Origin of the sequence: Novosphingobium sp., from assembly GCF_020852455.1 — a bacterium.
Lineage (GTDB): Bacteria > Pseudomonadota > Alphaproteobacteria > Sphingomonadales > Sphingomonadaceae > Novosphingobium.
Genome location: NZ_JADZAT010000010.1, coordinates 16493 through 30683, shown reverse-complemented (window position 1 = coordinate 30683; position 14191 = coordinate 16493). Strand labels below are relative to the sequence as shown.

Annotated in this window: 12 protein-coding genes; 3 read left to right on the top strand and 9 right to left on the bottom strand. The window is 65.2% G+C overall.

From position 1 onward, the window contains the following. Positions 1-40 precede the first annotated feature (40 nt). The gene (locus IT549_RS04170) at positions 41-472 is read left to right on the top strand and encodes an Rrf2 family transcriptional regulator (protein WP_292970184.1); all 432 of its coding nucleotides are present in this window, start codon (positions 41-43) and stop codon (positions 470-472) included. On the opposite strand, the gene IT549_RS04165 is transcribed toward IT549_RS04170, so the two are convergent. The 4 genes from IT549_RS04165 to IT549_RS04150 are packed head-to-tail and all read right to left on the bottom strand — an operon-like array spanning position 469 to position 4010. Next, on the bottom strand, positions 469-1104 hold the full coding sequence (locus IT549_RS04165) for an ABC transporter (RefSeq protein WP_292970182.1): 636 nt from the start codon (positions 1102-1104) through the stop codon (positions 469-471). The genes IT549_RS04170 and IT549_RS04165 overlap by 4 nt on opposite strands. Then, the gene (locus IT549_RS04160) at positions 1101-2060 is read right to left on the bottom strand and encodes an MlaD family protein (protein WP_292970181.1); all 960 of its coding nucleotides are present in this window, start codon (positions 2058-2060) and stop codon (positions 1101-1103) included. Before IT549_RS04160 ends, IT549_RS04165 begins: the two co-directional genes overlap by 4 nt. A 7-nt stretch (positions 2061-2067) precedes the next feature. Further along, complete coding sequence (locus IT549_RS04155) at positions 2068-2895, bottom strand: ATP-binding cassette domain-containing protein (protein ID WP_292970179.1); 828 nt, start codon at positions 2893-2895, stop codon at positions 2068-2070. Continuing rightward, positions 2892-4010: an ABC transporter permease gene (locus tag IT549_RS04150; protein ID WP_292970178.1), complete on the bottom strand. Its 1119-nt coding sequence runs from the start codon at positions 4008-4010 to the stop codon at positions 2892-2894. Before IT549_RS04150 ends, IT549_RS04155 begins: the two co-directional genes overlap by 4 nt. A gap of 89 nt (positions 4011-4099) precedes the next feature. Between IT549_RS04150 and IT549_RS04145 the strand changes: the two genes are divergently transcribed. Further along, positions 4100-6781 (top strand): valine--tRNA ligase, encoded by a 2682-nt coding sequence (locus IT549_RS04145; protein WP_292970176.1) that lies wholly within the window; start codon positions 4100-4102, stop codon positions 6779-6781. Positions 6782-7099: 318 nt separating this feature from the next. Next, positions 7100-7831, top strand: coding sequence for a 7-carboxy-7-deazaguanine synthase QueE (locus IT549_RS04140; RefSeq protein WP_292970175.1), 732 nt, complete (start codon positions 7100-7102; stop codon positions 7829-7831). 59 nt (positions 7832-7890) lie between these two features. On the opposite strand, the gene IT549_RS04135 is transcribed toward IT549_RS04140, so the two are convergent. From IT549_RS04135 to IT549_RS04115, 5 genes are all read right to left on the bottom strand, one after another. Continuing rightward, the gene (locus IT549_RS04135) at positions 7891-9597 is read right to left on the bottom strand and encodes a DUF87 domain-containing protein (RefSeq protein WP_292970173.1); all 1707 of its coding nucleotides are present in this window, start codon (positions 9595-9597) and stop codon (positions 7891-7893) included. 95 nt (positions 9598-9692) lie between these two features. Further along, a complete protein-coding gene (locus tag IT549_RS04130; RefSeq protein WP_292970172.1) occupies positions 9693-10445 on the bottom strand; it encodes a TIGR02186 family protein in 753 nt (250 codons plus the stop codon). Then, on the bottom strand, positions 10442-11356 hold the full coding sequence (locus tag IT549_RS04125; RefSeq protein WP_292970170.1) for a sulfite exporter TauE/SafE family protein: 915 nt from the start codon (positions 11354-11356) through the stop codon (positions 10442-10444). Before IT549_RS04125 ends, IT549_RS04130 begins: the two co-directional genes overlap by 4 nt. 52 nt (positions 11357-11408) lie before the next feature. Next, entirely contained in the window at positions 11409-12602 is a 1194-nt protein-coding gene (locus IT549_RS04120) for a hypothetical protein (RefSeq protein WP_292970168.1), read from the bottom strand. Further along, positions 12599-14029, bottom strand: coding sequence for a glycosyl transferase family protein (locus IT549_RS04115; RefSeq protein WP_292970166.1), 1431 nt, complete (start codon positions 14027-14029; stop codon positions 12599-12601). Before IT549_RS04115 ends, IT549_RS04120 begins: the two co-directional genes overlap by 4 nt. Between the last annotated feature and the right edge of the window lie 162 nt (positions 14030-14191).

Here is a 14191-nt window from a genome sequence, read left to right as displayed (position 1 = left end):
AAAACATGCAAAACAAAAGAATGTTTATGGGAGCGCTGCGATGCGATTGACCCGCTACACCGATTTCGCCCTGCGCGTGCTGCTTTACCTGGGCCGCGAACCGGGCCGCCTGGCCTCGATCGCCGAAATCTCACGCGCCTATGGCGTATCGCAAAGCCACCTGATGAAAGTGGTCAGCGACCTGGTCGGTGCGGGCTATATCGAAAGTGTGCGCGGTCGGAGCGGCGGGATCCGCCTGGCCCGTCCACCGGCACAGATCATGATCGGATCGCTGGTCCGCCATACCGAACTCGACCTTGAACTGGTCGAATGCGGTGCCTGCCTGATCGCGCCGGCCTGCGGGCTGACCAGCATGTTCGATGAAGCGCTGGCCGCGTTCCTGGCCGTGCTCGACGGCTATTCGCTGGCCGATGCACTATCGCGCAAGGGCGATTTCACGCACCTGCTGCGACAGGCACCGGGCACGGCCTAGGCCTGGCCTGCCACCACCCAGTCGGCCACTTGCCCGGCCACGTCGTTGGCCGCCTTGTTCAGCGCGGGGCCGACGAATTCGGGCTTGGGCTGCACGCCCGGCACCACGCTTTCGAACCGCTTGGTCTGCAATTCGCCCTTGGGGCCGGTGCGCATCGCATCGAAGCGCACCACCACCGACTGGTTGCGCGCATCGAAACCCATGTCGATCAGCCGGCCCGACAGCCGCGTACCGCTGACCGGGGCGGCCTGGGTATCTTCCAGCACCAGCACCTGGGTGCGGCTGCGCAAGGTTTCAGCCAGCAGGCCGCGGAACAGCCGCGACGGGCGTTCGACCCAGGCCGTGCCGACCAGGTAGGCCACCTGGGTATCATCGACCTGGACCGGGACCCGCAGCACGGCTAGCCGCTGATCGGTTTCCGGCTCCATCACCATGATCGCGCTGGCGACAGTGCCGCTGGCGGCAGCACCAGCGGGAACCTGGGTGCTGGCGGAAAGGCTGAGCAGGAATGGCGGCGGCTTGCCCCCGCCCAGGCTGACGCAACCGGCCACGGTCAGCAGCAGCGCCGGCACGGCCAGCAGCTTCGCGGCCGCGATTTTGGCAGCAGGCCCCATGCCCTTCATCCCCTTCATGGCTTGTAATCCGGCAACTGATCGCCACCCAGCAGGCCCTTGGCGCCCTGCTCGTTGAGCTTTTCGGTCATCGCCCTGAGGCTCTTGGTAGTCGCCCGCAGATCGCGGATCGTCGCTTCGGCTTCGGGCAGGGTGCTGTTGTTCAGCCGCTGCGCCCCCGGCCGCATATCAGACAGCAACCCGTCCAGCTGGTCGGACGCCTTGTGGATCGATTTGAGCGACTTGTTGAACTGGTTCACCATCGGGCGGAAATCCTCGTTCATCATCGCATTGGTCGATCCGGCCACCTGCTGGAATTCCGCCAGTGCCGCCTGGGCCTGGACCAGCGTGGTCTGCAGCTCAAGCAAGGTGCGCTGGACCTGCGGCGAGGCATTGGCCAGTTCGCCGGTCATCCGGTCGGTGTTGGCGAGGATATTCTCGATCGATTGCTGGTTCTTGTCGGAGAACAGCAGCGTCAGCCGCTCGGTCAGGGTGGCCAGCCGTTCCAGCAGGACCGGCGCGGAATTGAGCAGTTCGCCCAGCCCCCCGCGCTTGGTCGGGATCACCGGCACGCCTTCCGGGCAGGCCGCGCTACGGTTTTCGGCATCGCAGGCCAGCAGCGGCGCATCCTTGCTCGCCCCTTCCAGCTGGATGTTCGAAACCCCGGTGAAATTGCTCTGGATCGTGGCCGTGGTGCCCAGGCGCACCGGCACATCCTTGTCCACCGCGATCCGCACCCGCACGAAACCGGGGTCCTTGTGCCACAGTTCGATGATCTTGACCTGCCCCACCGGCACGCCCGAGAAATTTACCGCCGAGCCCTTCGACAGGCCATCGACCGACTGCTTGAAGAAGATGTCGTATTCGTTCTTGCTGCCTTCGCCCAGCCGCGCGATCCAGATGATCACCGCCGCCAGCAGCCCCAGCAAGGCCAGCGAGATCGCTCCCACCCAGACATGATTGGCCCTGGTTTCCATCGCCCCTCTATTCCCCCGCTTTGGCCAGCTTGTCCATCGCTTTGGCGCGTTGCTGCGATGCCTTGGCCGCGCGCCCGCGCGGACCGTTGAAGTATTCCTGGATCCACGGATGGTCGAGCGCGAGCAGTTCGGGAATGGTCCCGACCGCGATCACCTGCCGATCGGCCAGCACCGCCACCCGGTCGCAGATCTCGTACAGGGTATCCAGATCGTGGGTGATCAGGAACACGGTGTGGCCCAGCGTGTCCTGCAATTCATCGGTCAGCGCGTCGAACGCGGCGGCACCGATCGGATCAAGCCCGGCGGTCGGTTCGTCCAGGAACAGCAGTTCGGGATCGAGCGCCAGGGCCCGGGCCAGCCCGGCGCGCTTCTTCATGCCGCCCGAAAGCTCGCTGGGATACTTGTCCGCCGCTTCGGGCGGCAGGCCCGAGAGGCGGACCTTGTATTCGGCAATCTCGCGCCGCAGTTCGGGCCCGATCTCGGGATGGAATTCCTTGAGCGGCACCTCGATGTTCTCGGCCACGGTCAGCGTTGAAAACAGCGCCCCGCCCTGGAACAGCACGCCCCAGCGGCTGCGCACGTCAACCTCGCCCGGTTCGCGCGGTTCGCCCATCTGGTGGCCCAGCACCTCGATCCGGCCCTCGCTGGGCTGCTGCAAACCGATGATCGAGCGCATCAGCACCGATTTGCCGGTGCCCGATCCGCCCACCACGCCCAGGATTTCCCCGCGCCGCACCTGCAGATCGAGGTTCTCGTGAATCACGTGCGGGCCGAATTCGTTCTTCAGCCCTTCGACTACGATCGGGAACTGACCGTCGAAAAGGTCGGAGCTCATCCCCACCCCACTTCGGTGAAGAACACCGCAAAGAAGGCGTCGAGCACGATCACCGCGAAGATCGCCTGGACCACCGCCACCGTGGTCTTGAGCCCGACCTCTTCGGAATTTCCGTGCACCCGCATGCCCTGATAGCACCCCGCCAGCGCCACGATCAGCCCGAACACCGGCCCCTTGATCAACCCGACCCACAGGTCATGCCGGGGCACCACTTCCTGGATCCGGGTCAGGAAGGTGAAGAACGGGATTTCCAGCGCGAACATCGAGATGAACGCCCCGCCGATGATCGCCAGCACTGCCGAATAGAACCCTAGCAGCGGCATGATCAGCACCGATGCCATCACCCGCGGCAGGACCAGCGCTTCCATCGGAGAAACGCCGATGGTGCGCATTGCATCGACTTCCTCGGTCAGTTTCATCGTGCCGATCTGCGCGGCGAAGCTTGAGCCTGAACGGCCCGCGAACATGATCGCGGTCATCAGGATGCCCAGTTCGCGAAAGCTGAGCCGTCCGGTCAGGTTGACGGTGTAGATCTCCGCCCCGAACTGGCGCAGCTGCACCGCGCCCTGCTGGGCGATCACGATCCCGATCAGAAAGCTCATCAGGCCAACGATCGGTAAGGCCCCCACCCCGACCAGCTCGATCTGGCGAACCAGCGAAATCCAGCGGATCCGCGACGGATGCCGCAGCGCCCGCGCCGCAGCAATCAGCAGCGCGCCCAGAAACCCCAGCAGTTCCAGCACCCCGTGGACATAGCCCATGGTGAACTCACCGGCCCGGACCAGCAGGCCGGTTAGCGGAGAAAGCTGTTCATCCGCAGCGCCGGTCTCCTCGTCCTGCGGCTTTTCGCGCACCGCGGCGATCAGCCGCCGGGCTTCCTTGCTGGCGCCGCTGACCGTGGCGCCAAACTCGTCGGCCAGACGCGATACGATCCAGGCCCCAACGGTGTCGATCGCGCCGACCCCGGCCAGATCGATCCGCGCCACCGGCCCGGCAAGCCCGCGCAGCCGCTGGTCAAGTTCGCCCACCGAACTGACGATCAGCGGCCCGGCCAGCGCCACAACCTGTGCGCCATCCGCTTCGCTCTCGATCGTGAAGTCAGCCCATTCGCGCATTGCGCCGATGTGTGCGGGAAAAATGCGGCCTCGGCAAGGCGAACCAAACCGTTGCACCCGCCGCCCCGCGCTGGCAAAGGCCCCAGACGATGACCGACAGCACACTCGACAAGACTTTCGACCCCGCCGCGATCGAGGCGAAGTGGTACGATCACTGGGAAACGAACGGCCTGTTCCGTCCGGAGCGTAGCGATGCGCAGCCCTTCACCATCGTCAACCCGCCGCCCAACGTCACCGGCTCGCTGCACATCGGCCACGCGCTCGACAACACGCTGCAGGACGTGGTGATCCGCTATGAGCGGCTGCGCGGCAAGGATGCGCTGTGGGTGGTCGGCACCGATCACGCGGGCATCGCCACGCAGATGGTGGTCGAACGCCAGCTGGAAGAACGCCAGGACAAGCGCACCAATTACACGCGCGAAGAATTTGAGCAGCTGGTCTGGAAGTGGAAGGCCGAAAGCGGCGGGGCGATCACCCGCCAGCTGCGCCGCCTTGGCTGTTCGATGGACTGGAGCCGCGAACAGTTCACCATGGACCCGCACTTCAACCAGGCGGTGACCAAGGTGTTCGTGGACCTGTACAACCAGGACCTGATCTATCGCGACAAGCGGCTGGTCAACTGGGACCCCAAGCTGAAGACCGCGATTTCCGACCTTGAGGTGGAAACCCGCGAAGTGAAGGGCAGCTTCTGGCGCTTCCGCTATCCCTTTGCCGATGGCAGCGGCCATGTCGAAGTGGCGACCACCCGGCCTGAAACCATGCTGGCCGATATGTGCGTGGCGGTGAACCCGGCGGACGATCGGTACAAGGCGGTGGTCGGCAAGGAGATCCTCCAGCCGATCACCGGCCGCCGCTTCAAAGTGGTGGCGGATGAACATGCCGATCCGGAACTGGGCAGCGGCGTGGTCAAGATCACCCCGGGGCATGATTTCAACGACTTCGAAGTGGGCAAGCGCGCCGGGATGAAACCCGCCGAAATGCTCAACATGTTCGATGCCGAAGCCCGCGTGGTGCAGACCGCCGACGGGCTGGTGCCGGACGAATTCGTCGGTCTGGACCGCTTCGTTGCCCGCGATCTGGTGGTCCGCCGGATGAAGGAAGCCGGCTGCCTGATCCCGCACGTGGTCAAGGACAAGGACGGTAACGAGAGCGAGCTCGACGCAGAACCGCGCGTGATCCAGCAGCCCTATGGCGACCGCGGCGGGGTGCCGATCGAACCCTGGCTGACCGACCAGTGGTACGTCCGCGCCGAAGTGCTGGCGCAGGATCCGATTGCGGCAGTGAAGGACGGCCGGATCGAGATCGTCCCCAAGAGCTGGGAGAAGACCTGGTTCAACTGGATGGAAAACATCCAGCCGTGGTGCGTGAGCCGCCAGCTGTGGTGGGGGCACCGGATTCCGGCGTGGTATGGCTCGGACGGTCAATGCTACGTTGCCGAAAGCGAAGAAGCGGCCCAGGCCAAGGCTGGTCCAGGCGTGACGCTGGAACGCGACAGCGACGTCCTCGACACCTGGTTCTCCAGCGCGCTGTGGCCCTTCGTCACGCTTGGCTGGCCGGACACCGGGGCAACGCTTTACCAGCGGCACTATCCCAACGACCTGCTGATCTCCGGCTTCGACATCCTGTTCTTCTGGGACGCGCGGATGGCGATGCAGGGGATGCATTTCAATCAGGGCCAGGTGCCGTGGAAGCGGCTGTACCTGCACGGCCTAGTCCGCGCGGCGGACGGGCAGAAGATGTCCAAGTCCAAGGGCAACGTGGTCGATCCGCTGGGCCTGATCGACAAGTACGGCGCCGATGCGCTGCGGTTCTTCATGGCGGCGATGGAAAGCCAGGGCCGCGACATCAAGATGGATGACCGCCGGGTCGAAGGCTATCGGAACTTCGCGACCAAGCTGTGGAACGCCGCGCGGTTCTGCCAGGCGAACGGAATTGCTGCATCAGGCTCGCTTGCAGCACCTGCCGCAAAAAGTGCGGTAAACCGCTGGATTATCGGCGAAACTGTCGAAACGCTGGAAGCCATCGACAAGGCCATGGCCGACCTGCGGTTCGATGCTGCAGCAAACGCGATCTACCACTTCGTCTGGGACCAGTTCTGCGACTGGTATATCGAACTGATCAAGGGCAGCTTCGATGACGAGACCAAGGCGGTGGCCGGCTGGGTGCTCGACCAGATCCTGGTCATGCTGCACCCCTTCATGCCCTTCGTCACCGAAGAGCTGTGGTCCAAGCTGGGTGACCGCGCGGCCTATCCGCTGATCACCGCGAAGTGGCCGGAACCGGGTGTGGGCGTCGATGCCGAGGCCAAGGCCGAGGTCGAGTGGTTGATCGCGCTGGTCGGCAACCTGCGCACCGCCAAGAACGAGCTGGGCATCGCCCCCGGCGCAAAGCTTGACGCCTTCCTGCCCGAGCCGAGCACGGCAACACGCGGGATCATCGAGCGCAACGGCGCGGCGATCGAACGTCTTGCACGCCTCAACGGGATTCGCTTCGAAGCGGCTCCGGCCGGCGCGGCGATGCAGATCGGCGCGGGCGATGCCAATGTCATCATCCCGCTCGAAGGCGTGATCGACATTGCCGCCGAAAAGGCCCGCCTGTCCAAGGCGCTTGAGGCAGCCAGCAAGGAAGCCAAAAGCCTCGAAGGCCGCCTCTCGAACACCGCCTTTGTCGAAAAGGCCAAGCCCGAAGCGGTCGAAAAGGCCCGCGCCGACCACGCCATGCACCAGGCCGAGGCTGAGCGGCTGGCGGCAGCGCTGGCGCGGCTGGGGTAGGCCCTGCCACTGTCATCGTCACCCCGGGCTTGACCCGGGGTCCCGCTTGTTGCGGCCAGCGCTGCGCCAAAAGAACCAGCGGGACCCCGGATCAGGTCCGGGGTGACGGCCTGGTGTATTCGTGGGTTCGGCCCCTGTCCTACAGGCTTAGGAACTGGCATAGGATCGAACCATGACCTGCCGTCCGCCCTTCCCCATATTCTCGCGCGCCGCAGCGCGGCCCGCCTGCGCGCGGGGAAGGCTGGCGGGCGGGAAATTTCCATTCTTTGCACCCTGTGAACTTTGTGAGGTTATTCAGCCAAGCGTGGACTTTTCTGAATGCTAACTCTCGCCACAACCACGCCGGGCGAGCCCGAGATCTTCGCCTCGCTGCAAGGCGAAGGGCCGAGCCTGGGCCGGCCGGTGGCCTTCGTCCGCCTCTCGCGCTGCAACCTCGCCTGCACCTGGTGCGACACGGCCTATACCTGGCGGTTCGAGGGCGATAACCGCCCGCACCGCGATGGCCGGGCGTTCGAGCGCAGCGCCAACCAGCTGGTGCTGGACGAGGCCGAGGTCGCCGCGCGGATCATGGCGCTGGGGCAGGACCGGCTGGTGATCACCGGGGGTGAACCGCTGCTGCAAGGCGCGGCGCTGGCAAGGATGGTCGCTCTGCTGGCCGGCATGAGCGTTGAGATCGAGACCAACGGCACGGTCGCCCCGCACCCCGCGCTCGACAGTCTGGTGGCGCAGTACAATGTCAGCCCCAAGCTGGCCCATTCGGGCAATCCGGCTGAGCTGGCCCTGGTGCCCGAACGGCTGGCCGCCTGGGCCGCCGATCCGCGCGCGTGGTTCAAATTCGTTGTGGCCGAACCCGAACAGGTCGGTGAAGTGCTTGCCCTGGCAGAGCAGCATGGCATCCCGCCGGGGCGGATCTACCTGATGCCCGAGGGGACCGACAGCGTTACCCTGCGCGAGCGGGAGCGCTGGCTGGCGCCGCTGGCGCTAACGCACGGAATGCGAATGAGCGACCGCCTGCATATCCATCTCTACGGCGATACGCGGGGGACGTAACTGTCCACCTGGCGGTGGATGTAACGCCATTCGCGAAGGCGAATAGCGCAGCAAGCGAACTAACGCCCCTGGGCGCGCCAGCGCTGGACGGTGCGGTGGACCATTTCCTCTTCGCCGCCCGACTGGCTCCACAGCTGGGTAAAGCTGGGGTCGGCCGAGGCCGGACGCTTCACTTCTTCCAGTTCGTCGAAAGCAACGCGGATCGGGATCGAAACGCCTTCGCCGCACATGATGCATTCGCGGTTGCGCAGCGCCGGAATCGAATCGAGGAAGCCGCGCGCGCCTTCGGGCATGGCGGCCTTCACGAACGCCTGGTCGCGATCGTTGTTGAGACGCATCGAGATGATCGTGCCGCACTGCGACAGCACGCCTTCGGCAAGGTCGGACGGACGCTGGGTAATCAGGCCCAGCGAAACCCCGTACTTACGGCCTTCCTTGGCGATCCGACTGAGGATCCGACCGACCGAGGAGCCATCGGCGTTCTTCTCGTTGGGAACATAACGGTGGGCTTCTTCGCAGACCAGCAGCACCGGGCGGGTCTTTTCATCGCGGGCCCAGATCGCAAAGTCGAACACCATCCGGCTCAGCACCGCGACCACGGTGGAGGTGATGTCCGACGGCACGCCCGAAACGTCGATGATCGAGATCGGCTTGCCGCGGCTGGGCATGCGGAAGATCTTGGCGATGAATTCGGCCATCGTATCGCCAACCAGCATGCCCGAGAACATGAACTGGAAGCGCGGATCGGCCTTGAGCTCGTCGATCTTGTTCTTGATCCGCATGAACGGGGCCGAGCTGGTCGCCTTGTCGAGCTTGCCCATTTCGGTCTGGATCATGTTGGTCAGGTCAGACAGCAGATAGGGGATCGGACTGTCGACCGTGATCTTGCCCATGGTTTCGGCCAGCCGGTTCTTCGAACGCGCGGCCAGCAGGCACTTGGACAGGATGTCCATGTCTTCCTGCAGATCGTTCCCGCTGGATGTCAGGAACACTTCGCAGTGCTCCTCGAAATTCATCAGCCAGTACGGCATCTGCAGGTTCGACACGTCGAAGATCATGCCCGTGGTCTTGAACGCCGCCGAATATTCGCCGTGCGGATCGATCATCACGATATGACCTTCGGGCGCAGCTTCGCAGATCCGGTGGAGGATCAGCGCGGCGCTGGTCGATTTACCGGTACCGGTCGAGCCGAGCAGCGCGAAGTGCTTGCCCAGCATGGCATCGATGTAGAGCCCGGCGCGGATGTCGCGGGTGGGGAACACGGTGCCGACCTGGATCGAAGAGCGGCCATCGCTGGCGTAGATCTGCTTGAGGTCGTTGCTGGTCGCAGGATAGATCAGCGCACCTGGGATCGGATAGCGCGTCACACCGCGGCGGAAGCTGTGGATGCGGCCGGTCAGGCGTTCCTCGTCGCCTTCGCCCAGAAAGTCGATCTGGGCCATGATCCCGCCCGGGGTCTTCGAATCCTGGCGCTGCGTGCGCACCGAAGCGAGCAGCCAGCCCTTGCCGACGCGGATCTTGACCTGGCTGCCGACCTGCCCGGCCAGCGCGATCGAAGGGTCATGATCGCCGGCGCATTCCTGCAAGCGCTGAAGATCGAGCGCGATCGCCGAACCCGAACCGGCGATTTCAAGGACGATGCCGATCGGTTCGCGGGCATTGTCGAATTCCTGGCCGGCCTGCGCAGCCTGCGCGGCTTCTGCCGGGATTTCCGAGGCTTGCGCCGGACGCGCTGCACCAAAACCCTGCGTACCCATGTCGTTCATCGATCGGCCCTGTCTTGTCCCGCCAGACACAGTTCTGGCTGTGCCGGTGATACGACGAAGCCGTTAAAATTGGGCTAAATGGGTGGTTAATTCGATCACACCAGCGCGAACAGGCGCCCGGCCAGGAAGCCCATACCCACCGACAGCAGGACCGCCAGCAGACCATAGAGGAACCCATAGTCCTGCGAGAAATCGGCCACCGCGCGTTCGAACCCCTGTTTGCGGACTACCACGTGGCTGATCGCCGATGCCACCACGCGCCCCTTGCTGATCGCAAAGGTTTCAGCAGTGTAGGTGCCGGTTTGCACACTGGAAGGCAGCGCGATCCGGGCCTGATAGAGCACCTGCTCGCTGACCTTCACACCCTTGCTATCCTGCTTGTAGAGACCTTCGCGGGTCATCAGATCGACCAGCCCGGCCGACATCCGCGCCTGTTCCTTGGGATCATAGGAACCGATCGGCGAAAGCTGCAGCCAGGGCAGGCCCAGTTCATAGATCGCGGCGGTCTTGTCATCGACGATCTTGCCGATCGGGCGCGACGAGGCGACCGCGAAAAAGGTAGGGGCAGAACGGAATTCGACGCTTTCGGCGTTGACCCAGATGCCGGCCAGTCGCTGCTTTTCGCGCAGCACGATCGATTGCGTCGGCCCCTTGAGCACCACCACAATGTCATAGTCCTGTCCGGCCCGCGCGCCTTCCGGCGTCAGGATTGCGCCGAACAGCAGCAGTTCGGTCCCGCGAAAGCCCTGCCGAACCTGGACTTCGTGCTGCGAAATCTCGGGCACCAGGATCGGATCGCGGGCCGCGCCAAGCAGGATCAGGGCAAGGAGCAGGAACAACCGCTTCACGACGGCGTGACCGTGTAGATTTCATCGGGTTGCCAACCCAGCCCCAGCGCCATTCGCAGCGCCACCAGCAGCACGATCGCGGCCAGCACGAAGCGCAGCCGTTCGGCCGGCAGCTTCTGGGCCAACTGCGCCCCGATTTGCGCACCCGAAACCGAACCCAGCAGCAGCAGCGCAGCCAGCACGATATCGACCGCGCGGGTGGTGACCGAATGCATCATGGTGGTGGCCATGGTCACGAACAGGATCTGGAACAGCGAGGTACCGACCACCACATTCGCGCTCATCCCCAGGATGTAGAGCATCGCCGGCACCAGCACGAAGCCGCCGCCGATCCCCATCAGCATGGTCAGGATCCCGGTTAGCACCCCCAGGATCAGCGGCGCCAGCGGCGAGATGTAAAGCCCCGACCGGTAGAACCGCCAGCGCATTGGCAGGCTGGCGACCATCGGATGGTGCCGCCGTTTGCGCGCCGGGACCGGAACCCCGGTCTTCTGGGCCTGCAGCGCCTGCCAGCTTTCACGGGCCATGATCCAGCCGATCGAACCCAGCAGCAGGACGTAAAGCAGGTTGATCACCACGTCGATCTGGCCCAGCGCCTGCAACAGGCTGAACAGCGCCGCGCCCAGCCCGGTGCCGATGATCCCGCCGGCCACCATTACTGCGCCCATCTGGTAATCAACCCCGCCGCGCCGCGAATGGGCAAAAACGCCCGAAACGCTGGCCCCGGTCACCTGGCTGGCCGCCGATGCGGCAGCAACAGTGGGGGGAATGCCATAGAAGATCATCAGCGGCGTGGTCAGGAACCCGCCGCCCACCCCGAACATGCCCGACAGGATCCCCGTCAGCGCACCCAGCGCGACGATCACCAGGCCGTTGACCGAAAGGTTGGCAATGGGGAGATAGACGTCCATGACAGGGCCGCAACGCTAGCCCAGCCCAATGGCCAAAGAAAGGCCGGGTTTCCTAGAATCCCACCGAAAGCGTAACCACCGGCCCTGATCCCGGCGCGGCATCGCCGGCAACCCGGAAGCGGTAGTCAGCCGAGAGCCGCGAATTGGCCGGACCGACCGGAACTTCCAGCGTGGCGGTAGGTCCGACGTCGAGCCGCTTCGCCCCGCGCTGTGCCCCGCCCCAGGTGCCGCCACCCGCGCGCAGGCGGAACTTGCCCAGTTCGGCCAGCGGCTTTTCGATCCGGGCCTGACCATCGACAAAGGCCGTCCCATCACGCCCGCCGACATAGCCGGCCTGCAAATAGACCTCACCCCGAGTGCCCAGCGGCAAGCGGAACGGCTGCAGTTCGGTAACCACTGCTGCGGCGGGGCGCACGATCGTGCCGGTGGTGGTGCGCGTAGCCCGGCCTTCAAGCATCAACGCCACCGGCACTTTCGGAACAGGGCGGAAGGACAGCCCCAGCGCAGCCTCTTCCCCGCGCGGACGCTCAATCCCGCTGGCCAGCCGCAGGTACAGCGTCGGCCGCCAGGCGCTGGCCGGCGCCAGGCGATAGCGCAGCACCGCGCCCACCTGGCTGCCGCCATAGAAGCCCGCCGGAACGAAGGCGCCGGGCAGGCCATTGCCCGCCTGGTTGAAGCCATTGCCACCCGAACGCAGCAGCAACCAGGAATCGCCCGACCAGCGGGCCTGATGCGGCTGACTGGCCGGTTCGGTTGCCTTTGTCCGGGCGGGTGCCGGCGGTGCCAGCATGGCTGGAACCTGCAAGGGTTCCGGCGGCGCGAGCATATTGGTCTCGCGTTCGGCCAGCGGCATCTGGTTGGCTGCGAACAGCAATTGCTGGTGCCCTTCGAGCATGGCGATCTGCGCGATTTCCTGTGCCTCGCCAGTATCCACGCTGTTCACGGGCTGCGGACCGGCAGTGGTGGTCGGCGCCGGGCGCGGCGAGTCCTGCGGGGCCAGTGTTGGCTGCGCGCCGGGTGCCCCACTGCGATCCTGCGCTGGGGCCAGGCGTCGATCGGGTCTGACTGCGCCGCCCGGTGCTGCCATGTCCGGCTGCTTGGCATCGGGCTTGATCGCGGACTCTTCCCACAGCGCTGCACGCGCCCCAACCCAGCTGACCATCAGCAGGCCCAGCGCCACCAGCGGCTGCCCGCGCGGCCGGGTGAAGCGCTTGTTCCGCTGGATCTGGCCCGGCGTCCGGTTCATGCCCGCACCGTCCGCGCCCGGGCTGTGGCCGTGGCCGTGGCCGGGTGCCGGTCATGTACGGTCTTGTCCCAGGTGACCTGGCCATCCTGCAGCGAACGGAAATAGGCCCCCAACGCCCGCCGTCCGGCCATGATCGCAATGACATTGGCCACCGGGATGCGCAGCACCGCGCGCAGCCCTTCGCGCCAGCCATATTCGCGCGCGGTGAACACCGCCCGAGACATCGCGCGCCACAGGAACCCGATAAAGCTGGCCAGCAGCATCGACTTGAGCGGCCAGGACAGCGCCAGCACATTGACCATGCCCAGCGCGTGCAGCCCGATCAGCACCGCATCGAGCACCAGCAGCAGATAGGCGCTGGCCAGGACCAACGCGGTCAGCGGCCCGCGCCGGTCGCGCAGCGCCATCCACACATCGACCGGGCGGAAACTCCAGCCCATCCGGTCCCAGCCCTGAAACGCGATCCCGTGGACCCAGCGGGTCTTCTGGCGCACCGCCGCATCAAGGCGGTTGGGGAAATAGCTGCGGGTGGCCACCAGCTGTCCGGCGTCGTCGCGCAGCCGCAAGAAGGCACTGCCGCGTCCCTGACGTGACAGCATCATGCCCAGCTCGTAATCCTCGGTCAGGCATTCGGGCGCAAAGGGGCCGAACTCACCCTCAGCCGCGCGCCGCTCGGCCAGCTGCCCCAACGCCGCACGCGAAAATCCGCAGCCAACGCCTGCAGCCGGGATCGATGCCCCCAGCGCCGCCCGCACCACCATCCCCTTGGCATGGTTTTCGGCGAATTCGTCGGAATAGTGCCCGGCAATCCAGCGCGAGCTGTCCTGCGGTTCGGGGCGCACCGGCAATTGCACGAAGTCGCGCAGCACCAGCGCGGTATCGACCGCCTGCAATGCACAGGGGTGCACCATGTCCTCGGCATCATGCAGCAGCACGTTGACAAAGTGGCGGCCCTGGCGCTCCTCATCAGCGCAAAGCGCGGCGTATAGCCGATTGAGGCAATCGGCCTTGGTCGTGGGGCCGCGTGCGCCCAGCAGCACCAGCCGCAGCCGCAGATCATCGGCGCTGGCCGCGATTGCGGCGGCAACTGTGGCCGGATCGTTGCTGTAACAGCCAATGTAGAGCGTCAATTCGCGCTGCGGCCAGGATGCCAGCATGTGGCCGATCGTGGTGCCGATCACCTGGCTTTCACCGAACGCCGGGATCATCACCGCGCAAGGCCCCGACAATGGCTCCGCACCATAACCCACCGGCAGGCGCGGAGTCTGGATCCGGCCCTTCAGCCGCAATCCGAGGTAGGCCAGATCGATCGCGAATTCATCGAGCAGTCCGATGCAGAACCAGAACGCGGAAAAAGCCAGCAACTCACGCTCAACCAGCAGCAGCCAGTCAAGTGCAGTCCAGGCAGTCGCTCCGTCCGCGATCATGCGATTTATTCAGCCCCTGCTGTCCGCCCCAAGAACAGGCAGCCTATCGGCAAAGCAACAGGTGTGCAACGCGTTCGCAATGCACTTGGCAAGTGCTTGCAATTATTGCGCAGAGTTCGGAAATCGACCCGCAGTTCCGGTTTCGCTTGCATCCGTCAGGCA

Bases quoted from the DNA above. Each gene is read 5' to 3' on its own strand.
- IT549_RS04120 (WP_292970168.1), bottom strand. From the start codon at position 12,602: ATGAACCGGACGCCGGGCCAGATCCAGCGGAACAAGCGCTTCACCCGG.
- IT549_RS04115 (WP_292970166.1), bottom strand. From the start codon at position 14,029: ATGATCGCGGACGGAGCGACTGCCTGGACTGCACTTGACTGGCTGCTG.
- IT549_RS04140 (WP_292970175.1), top strand. From the start codon at position 7,100: ATGCTAACTCTCGCCACAACCACGCCGGGCGAGCCCGAGATCTTCGCC.
- IT549_RS04160 (WP_292970181.1), bottom strand. From the start codon at position 2,060: ATGGAAACCAGGGCCAATCATGTCTGGGTGGGAGCGATCTCGCTGGCC.
- IT549_RS04165 (WP_292970182.1), bottom strand. From the start codon at position 1,104: ATGAAGGGGATGAAGGGCATGGGGCCTGCTGCCAAAATCGCGGCCGCG.
- IT549_RS04150 (WP_292970178.1), bottom strand. From the start codon at position 4,010: ATGCGCGAATGGGCTGACTTCACGATCGAGAGCGAAGCGGATGGCGCA.
- IT549_RS04155 (WP_292970179.1), bottom strand. From the start codon at position 2,895: ATGAGCTCCGACCTTTTCGACGGTCAGTTCCCGATCGTAGTCGAAGGG.
- IT549_RS04145 (WP_292970176.1), top strand. From the start codon at position 4,100: ATGACCGACAGCACACTCGACAAGACTTTCGACCCCGCCGCGATCGAG.
- IT549_RS04170 (WP_292970184.1), top strand. From the start codon at position 41: ATGCGATTGACCCGCTACACCGATTTCGCCCTGCGCGTGCTGCTTTAC.
- IT549_RS04125 (WP_292970170.1), bottom strand. From the start codon at position 11,356: ATGGACGTCTATCTCCCCATTGCCAACCTTTCGGTCAACGGCCTGGTG.
- IT549_RS04135 (WP_292970173.1), bottom strand. From the start codon at position 9,597: ATGAACGACATGGGTACGCAGGGTTTTGGTGCAGCGCGTCCGGCGCAA.